Annotated in this window: 2 protein-coding genes and 2 pseudogenes; 3 read left to right on the top strand and 1 reads right to left on the bottom strand. The window is 74.7% G+C overall.

All coding sequences use genetic code 11. From position 1 onward, the window contains the following. A pseudogene (locus VR44_RS37410) lies at nucleotides 1–283 on the top strand (hypothetical protein); the annotation flags it as partial. Nucleotides 284–473: 190 nt separating this feature from the next. Beyond that, nucleotides 474–1712 (top strand): annotated as a pseudogene (locus tag VR44_RS37405) (DUF6777 domain-containing protein); the annotation flags it as partial. Nucleotides 1713–2092: 380 nt separating this feature from the next. Here the strand turns inward: VR44_RS37405 and VR44_RS37400 are convergent. Next, nucleotides 2093–3331, bottom strand: a complete 1239-nt coding sequence (locus VR44_RS37400; RefSeq protein ID WP_045952125.1) for an erythromycin esterase family protein — start codon at nucleotides 3329–3331, stop codon at nucleotides 2093–2095. A gap of 69 nt (nucleotides 3332–3400) precedes the next feature. Here VR44_RS37400 and VR44_RS37395 point away from each other — a divergent pair. Continuing rightward, a partial coding sequence (locus VR44_RS37395) for a MerR family DNA-binding transcriptional regulator (RefSeq protein ID WP_045952124.1) occupies nucleotides 3401–3677 on the top strand: 277 nt, incomplete at its 3' end.

The following is a 3677-nucleotide window of genomic DNA, read 5'->3' as shown; positions in this document are numbered from 1 at the left end:
GTCGGGATTGCGGCGGGCCGGGGGGGCGGGCGGCCGCCGGGCGGTGGCGGAATCGGCCCGGGCGTCCGGGCGGGAGGCCGGGTACGGGCCGCTGCGCCGGGCGGGGTTCGCGGCGGCGGCAGGTCTGGCCGCCGCCCTGGTCACGGAGGCGGACCGGCGGCCCCGGGACGCCTTCGGCCGGCTCACCGACCCCTCGGCCGACGGGTACGCGTGGGCCTGGCTGGCGGCCTCCGCGCATCTGACGGCGGCGCGGCGGTCGCTGGTGGCCGCGTCCTGGGCGTAGGCGTCCCGGGCACCGGACGACAGGGGGCCGACACGGGTCGGCGTGGGCCGGCTTAGGCCGTTCGGCTTGCGGACCCCACGGGGCCCGGGCACACAATGGGCGCTAACGGTGTGAAACCCGAATGAAATTGCATAAAACATGCACAGCATTCGAGTTTCGCCTTCCTGCACCCGCCCGGTGGGAGGGGAATGTGAGTTCCGAACCGCTGTCAGAGCGTCCCACCGGCCCGCCTTCCGGCCCCCTCTCCGGGCGCCCGTCACAGGACCAGGGCGGGCCCCCTCCGCCGCCCCCGCCCTCGGGCGGGGGCCCGCCGTCCGGCCCCGGGGGCCCCGGATCCGGCGGGCCGAAGCCTCCGTCCGGCGGGGACGGCCACCGCCCCTGGTGGCGGTCCGTGCCGCGGATCGCGGCGATCACCGCCGCGGTCGTCGTCGCCGTGGTCCTGGCCGTCGTCCTCGGCCGCCCCGGCGGCCAGACCGCCTCGGCCGGCGAGGTGATCCTCCAGCCCACGGACGACGCGGGCATGGACCCCTACACCCCGTCGACCGCGAACACCACCACCGCCCTGCCCGCGGCCGCCCCCAGCGCGGCTCCCACCAAGCGGGCCACCATCGCCAGCGTGGCGGGATCGGAGCCGGGCCTCTACGGCGGCAGCCGCAACACCGCCAGCTGCGACGTGGACAAGCAGATCCGCTACCTGTCCGCCGACCCCGCCAGGAACCGCGCCTTCGCCTCCGTCGTGGGCGTCCAGGAGTCCTCGGTCCCTAGCTATCTGCGCTCGCTGACCCCCGTGCAGCTGCGTTCGGACACCCGCGTCACCAACCACGGCTACCGCGACGGCGTCGCCACGAGCTACCAGTCCGTACTGCAGGCCGGCACGGCCGTGCTGGTGGACAAGTACGGAGAGCCGAAGGTGCGGTGCGCCTGCGGCAATCCGCTGAGCCGGGTGGTCCCGCAGCAGGGGACCCCGCGGCAGAAGGGGCCCAGCTGGCCCGGGTACCAGCCGCAGAACGTCGTGGTGGTCAACCGCTCCACCACGGTGATCAACGTCTTCGTCATCTACGACTCCGGGGACAAGCAGTGGGTCCACCGGTACAGGGGTGACCGGGTCCACCACGACAAGCCGGCTCCGCCCCCGCCCCGGCACTGGCCCACGAGCCCGCCGTCCCCTCCGGTGACGTACACCCCGGGGACCCCGACGCCCGGGACGCACACGCCCGGAACGCAGACGCCCGGGACAGAGACGCCCGGGACACAGACACCCGGAACCCAGTCCCCCGGCACCAGGCCGCCGAGCACCGAGTCCCCCGGAACGAAGTCGCCGGGCACCACCCCGTCCGGCACCGAGTCCCCGGCGACCCGGACCCCGGGTGCGAAGACGCCCACGGGCACCCCGACCGGGGCGACCGAGACCCCGGCCACGCCCACCCCCACCACCTCCCCGTCGGCCACCGGGATACCCGTGCTGCCGCCCGTGCCCACGCCGGCCACCACCACCGAATCCCCGGTGACCCCACCCCTACCCCACGCCGACGCCGACGCCGACCCCGACCAAACCCCGGCGCCGACACCCACCCCGACGCACACCGAGATGCCCGTGCTGCCGCCCGTGCCCACGCCGGCGCGGACCCCGGCACCGGCCACCCCGCCTCCGGTCACGGAACGGCCGGCGACCCAGCCACCGCCGCCCACCCAGGCCCCGGCGCCCACCGAACGGCCCGCCGAACCACCCGCCCCTGACCAGAACCAGCAGAACGACAACCAGCAGAACGACAACCAGCAGCAGAACCAGAACCAGAACCAGCCCGGGTACTAGCGGCCCGGCCGTCCGACCTCCCGCCGGAGCTCCGCCTCCGGCGGGAGGTCCCGTACGTACACGAGCCCGTCGCTCGCCGCCAGGTGGGCCGGGTCCAGCGGGGCGTAGCCGAACCAGGGCGAGACGCGCCGTGCGGGAGGCGTACCGCCGAGAGCGGCGGCCAGCCTGCGGGCGTCGACGAGGCAGCGGTCCTCCGGCAGCGCGTGCAGCAGCCCTTCGACCGTGTCCGGGGGCGGGGTGTCCACCCCGTGGTGGCGGATCGTGCCGACGGCCGTGGACACGAAGGCGTACTCCCCGCCGAGACGGGCGTTCACCAGCGCCCCGGCGCTCCACCACTCCAGCGGTGTCCCGCCCATCCGCATGCTGCTCCGCTCCCGCTGGAGGTGGGCGTTGTGTGCGAAGACCAGGACCGGGCCGCGCTCGGCGAGGGCGAGGAGGTTGTCGGCCATCATCCGGTCGCGCACGCCCGACAGCCGGGACCAGCGGGACGCCGACCGGTCCGCCGTCCCGTGGTGGTAGTGCAGCAGGCCGGTGGCGGTGCGCCCGTAGAGGCGTGCCCGTTCCCAGTCCTCCCTCGACGTCTCCGAGATCAGCTGCGGGGCGTGCTCGTCGAGCAGCTCCACCAGCTCGCCGGCGAGCAGCCGCAGCTCCCTGGCCCCGGCGGAGCGCCCGACGGACAGCGCCGGGTCCCACATCACCCCTTCGTCGGTCCACGGGCCGTCGGCGCCGAGCAGGCCGTCGAGCGTGCCGGCGTCGCAGGGGAGCAGTGCCGGGTCGACCGATGCCGCGAGCAGGCCGTGGAGGGCGGTGAGGGCCTGCCGGGGGCTCTCGGCCCCGGCGATCTCCAGCGGGCCGTCGAAGCCGGCGAAGCGGAGCCGGTCGGCGGCGGGCCGGGCGGCGTTGTACTCCCGCATCCAGCGGACGAGCTCGCGGTTGGCGGCCGAGGCGCCCAGACCGTGGCTGAAGCCCTGTTCCATGACCGCGTCGAGGGTGCCCTCGCCCGTGGCGAGGTACTCGTCCACGACCAGGCCGCGCAGGCAGTCGCTCTCGATCGCGACCGTCCGGTAGCCCTCCTCCTGGATGAGCTGCCGGAAGAGGTCGTTTCGCAGGTCGAGGAGGGTGTCCTCGCCGTGGGTGGGCTCGCCCAGGGCGAGCACCCGGGGCCGGGTCCCGAGCAGTTCCATCAGGCCGGCGGCGTCGAGCGTACGGGTGGTGTCCTTGATGTCGATCGGCATGCGTTCAACGCTATCGTTGAACATTCGGTGGAGACTTTTGCGCGATGGAGCCGCGATATTGTCGGCCAGATGGAAGAAAACCTTCAAACGGGCAGGAAGCTCCGGCCGGTCGATCTGGCGCGGGCCCACGGTCTGTCCACACAGGCGGTCAGGAACTACGAGGAGGCCGGCGTCCTCCCGCCCGCCGCCCGCGGCGAGAACGGCTACCGCGCGTACACCCCGGGGCACGCCCTGGCCCTGGCCGCGTTCCTGGCGCTGGTGCCGGGCCACGGCCATGCGACGGCGACGGCCGTGATGCGGGCGGTGAACCGGGGCGCCTGCGACGAGGCCTTCCGCCTCATCGACC

The sequence above is a fragment of the Streptomyces katrae genome, from assembly GCF_000966975.1.
GTDB classification, from domain to species: domain Bacteria; phylum Actinomycetota; class Actinomycetes; order Streptomycetales; family Streptomycetaceae; genus Streptomyces; species Streptomyces katrae.
This window is presented reverse-complemented; position numbering and strand designations above follow the sequence as displayed.